Origin of the sequence: Victivallis sp. (genome assembly GCF_048170485.1) — a bacterium.
GTDB lineage: Bacteria > Verrucomicrobiota > Lentisphaeria > Victivallales > Victivallaceae > Victivallis.
The window spans coordinates 1-3,387 of sequence record NZ_DBEXAY010000143.1 but is presented as its reverse complement, the minus strand read 5'-3'; the positions used below and the strand labels follow the sequence as shown (position 1 = coordinate 3,387).

Sequence of the window (3,387 nt, the reverse complement as noted above, 5' to 3'; positions counted from 1 at the left end):
CAGGTTCAGCTTGGATTTACCATCTTCGAGCAGGACAGCATCAAACTGATGTTTTTCCTTCAACTCTTTTGGACCCGGGCTTGAGACGCTGCCGTCCAGCATCCCTGCGTTGATGCGTCGAAAATGTCGCAACACAGCATGGCCGCTGTTGGCGTTGAGCATGTAGCTCTGTTCAACCTTGTTCGTTACCTGCGGATTCTGGGAGTCTGCCAGAATTATCGTTGCACTTGGTTTTCCCCGCGGGACACAGGTGAACCCGGTTATGCCGATCCGGGTACGTTTGACTGCAGTTGTATTTGACCATTTCCCGGCCAGATAATTGTTCATCCCGTAAGTACGAAAGCAGAACTGACCCGGGAGTGCATCTCCGCGTTCTACTGCAGGACAGGCATAGGATTTGTAAACATCAGTTTCCTGAAGCTCTTTCGGTACGGCACTGGTGGCATACCCTCCCTTGACCAGTGCCTGTGCCCAGGTAATTTTATCAATCCAGATTGCCGGCAGATAATCATCCTCGGAATCGGCGTAAAGCTGCATACCTGTCATACACTGTTTCAACTGGTTGACACAGTTGATCGATTTTGCTCTGGCTCTGGCCTGGTTCAACGCAGGAAGCAGCATGGCCGCGAGAATTGCAATAATAGCTATTACAACAAGAAGTTCAATCAGAGTGAAATATGGGCAGACTTTTTGAAAATTGCAGTTGCATGGACCGGATCTCTTTTTCATACGCATCCCTTCTATTTCAGATTGACGGCGAAATGTTTCGTGACAAGCGTCCTGTGCTCAACCCGGAGATCTCCGGCAAACTGGCGCAACAGCAGTTCGGTTGCGGCTTCCCCGATCTCCCGGTAGGGCTGTTCGTGGCACCAGCCGGCGAATCCGGGAATTTTCATCGCGGCGCTGCCGCTGATCAGACGGCACTGCTGTTGAAAATCGATCTGAAACTCCTGCAGCAGCCGGATGGTTTCCTCACGCAGGTCGGGCGAGTGGATCAAAAAAGCATCCGGGTGTTTCCCCGCCTGAAGCGCCTGCCGGAGCCGATCCGGCAAGGCGGAGGTTGCGTAGAAGATCATATCAGGATCAAGCCTTTTTCCCGCTTCTTCCAGTGCCTTCCGGTAACCTCGCAGGTAGAGCTCTGCTCCGGGGTCGTTATTCATTATCCCCCAGAAGGAACTCCGGCCTTCCCGCAGCAGCTCCTTGCCCTCCTGGTAGCTTTCTTCCGTGTAATCCACGGTGAGGGAATTGCACTCCTCCGGAACACTCGAACCGAAGACCACGGTGGGAATCTGGCGGGAAATGCGCCGGATGATGGGGAATCTCTCTTCCGGTGGGGCAAACCAGATCAATCCATCCACAAAATTTTCACACAGCTCCTGGTAAAATCCTTCCTCCTCTCCCGAGCTGATGCTCATCGGGCGGACCAGACAATGATGTTCGATCAGAATGGTGCCGCTCGCGGCGATCAGCTTCCAGCCGTACTCACTGTAACAGTGGTTGATGCCGTAGCCGAAAAGCAATCCGATAATTCTTTTTTTCGCCGGTCCCGTTTTGGCCACCGGGGCGAGAAAGGTGCCGATACCCTGTTTCGTTACCAGCACCCCGTCGCGGACCAGCTTCTCCAGTTCGCGCGTCACCGTGCAGCGCGACACCCCGAACTGCGCCGCGAGTTCCCGCGATGAAGGCAGCTGGCGGCTTTCCCCGCCGCTCCTCGCCTGCAGATCGTAGATGTAATGCTGGATCAGCAGCCGCCCGCGCGGACTCTTGTCTCGGTTCGATTTCTTGAATCTCTGTTGATCCATCGCGCTTCCCGTAAAAATATGATACCAGTGTGATACCAGTAATATTATACCGGATTTTTTTGCGATTGTCAAGAGGAAAGAGGAAAAAAAACGGAAATTCCCGGAACCCGCAGCGAAACCGGCGGATTCTCCGGCGGTTCCGGAGTTTGCCGGTTGCATTTTTTTCGGAAGTGCGTTATGTTAAAGGGGTGTCCGTATCGGGATGGGGTCCGCCGGTGTATCGTCGCCGGGCGGAACGGTCCGGACTGCGAATGATTTCCTTGTTCGGCAGGAAGACCGGAGTCTGTTTCGTGCGGTGATGAAACTCTAATTGGGAAGAAGTTGCGCGGTTGTCGCCGTAAATTTTTTTTTTCAGCTGATGGATCTGGATCCCGCGGCTTCTTTCGCATGGAACAGGAATTGAAACTTATGACGCTTTTGAAACATGATGCCGTTCTGCCGCGGGATGCCCTGTCGCGTTTTCCGGCGGATGTCCTCCCGGTCGTAACTCCGCTGGTCGGATATATGGTCGCGAATATGCGCACCGTCGGCGAACTCCGGCGGCGGTGTGAGACGCTCGACAAGCTGTACAGCAAACTTTCCGGCGGCGGCCGGCAGTTGCTTCTGCCGCCGGCGCCCCGGGATATCCGCGAACTGCGCCGCGCCCTCCGCCTCTCTCAGAAGACGCTCGGGAATTTCGCCGGCGTGACCCGCTTTTCCGTGAGCTACTGGGAGCATGACCGGACGCACCCGAGTTCGACCTCCCGGCGCGTGATTTTCCATGTTCTCGAGACCGGCCGCTCGTCGCTCCGCCGCCTGCTGGATGAGCTGGACGAGGCCGCCGCCGCACAGGATGCCTCCTCTGCCGCCGGGCAGTGACGTCGCAGGCACCCATGAAAAACCGGCTTCTGGAAAAAACCTTCCGGGTGCTTGAGCTGGCCGCCGCCGCGGAAGAGCCCGTCTCGCTCAAGCAGCTCGGCGAGATGTCCGGAATTCCACCCAGCACCCTGTCGCGCATTGCCGCCGATCTGGTTGAAGCCGGTTATCTGGTCCGTTCCGGTCCGCGCCGGTTCGAGCCGGCCCTCGGCCTCATTCTGCTCGGGCAGAATGCGATCTTCAACTCGCCGCTCTCCCGGCTGGCCAATCCGTTGATCCGGAGCCGTGCGGAGGCCCTCGGCGTCAACGGCGCGCTGGCGGGGATGGAGAACGGCCAGCTGGTCTATCTCTACCGCAGCGACCTGTACGGTCCGGACCAGCTCAACGGCATGCCCTGCCGGGTTCCGCCTGGCTGTTCCTATATCGCGCTGGCGATTCTGACGATGGAGTCCGGGGCGGAGGAGGGGGCGGAACAATTTCTGCAACAGGAGTCCTGCCGTCTCACCTGCGAGGAGGCGCACCATCTTGCCGCGTCGGTCGCCGAGCACGGCTATCTGCACCGGGTTGAAGTCGACGGTTGCTGGAACATCTGTCTGCCGATCGAATACCGGCATCGTTTTTACGGCGTTTCCCTCTACGGCAGGAAGGGGCAGGGGGGGAATCCGGACCGGCTCCTCTTCGAGGCGGCTCTGCTCACATCCAGAATCCGCAACGCGCTCTCCTGACCGTT

General features: G+C 57.5%; 4 protein-coding genes. 2 read left to right on the top strand and 2 right to left on the bottom strand.

Translation table 11 applies throughout. The features are described 5' to 3' along the window. Together ACMLHG_RS07570 and ACMLHG_RS07565 are read right to left on the bottom strand one after the other, a co-directional pair. On the bottom strand, positions 1-729 hold a 729-nt coding region (locus tag ACMLHG_RS07570; RefSeq protein WP_295808518.1), incomplete at its 3' end, for a prepilin-type N-terminal cleavage/methylation domain-containing protein. A gap of 11 nt (positions 730-740) precedes the next feature. Next, the gene (locus ACMLHG_RS07565) at positions 741-1,802 is read right to left on the bottom strand and encodes a GntR family transcriptional regulator (RefSeq protein ID WP_417170110.1); all 1,062 of its coding nucleotides are present in this window, start codon (positions 1,800-1,802) and stop codon (positions 741-743) included. A 408-nt stretch (positions 1,803-2,210) separates the two neighbouring features. Between ACMLHG_RS07565 and ACMLHG_RS07560 the strand changes: the two genes are divergently transcribed. Further along, complete coding sequence (locus tag ACMLHG_RS07560; protein WP_295808522.1) at positions 2,211-2,660, top strand: helix-turn-helix domain-containing protein; 450 nt, start codon at positions 2,211-2,213, stop codon at positions 2,658-2,660. Positions 2,661-2,674: 14 nt separating this feature from the next. Then, the gene (locus tag ACMLHG_RS07555; RefSeq protein ID WP_294433325.1) at positions 2,675-3,382 is read left to right on the top strand and encodes a helix-turn-helix domain-containing protein; all 708 of its coding nucleotides are present in this window, start codon (positions 2,675-2,677) and stop codon (positions 3,380-3,382) included. The last annotated feature ends 5 nt before the right edge of the window (positions 3,383-3,387 follow it).

Coding starts and splice junctions, on each gene's coding strand:
- ACMLHG_RS07565 (WP_417170110.1), bottom strand. CDS start 1,802: ATGGATCAACAGAGATTCAAGAAATCGAACCGAGACAAGAGTCCGCGC.
- ACMLHG_RS07560 (WP_295808522.1), top strand. CDS start 2,211: ATGACGCTTTTGAAACATGATGCCGTTCTGCCGCGGGATGCCCTGTCG.
- ACMLHG_RS07555 (WP_294433325.1), top strand. CDS start 2,675: ATGAAAAACCGGCTTCTGGAAAAAACCTTCCGGGTGCTTGAGCTGGCC.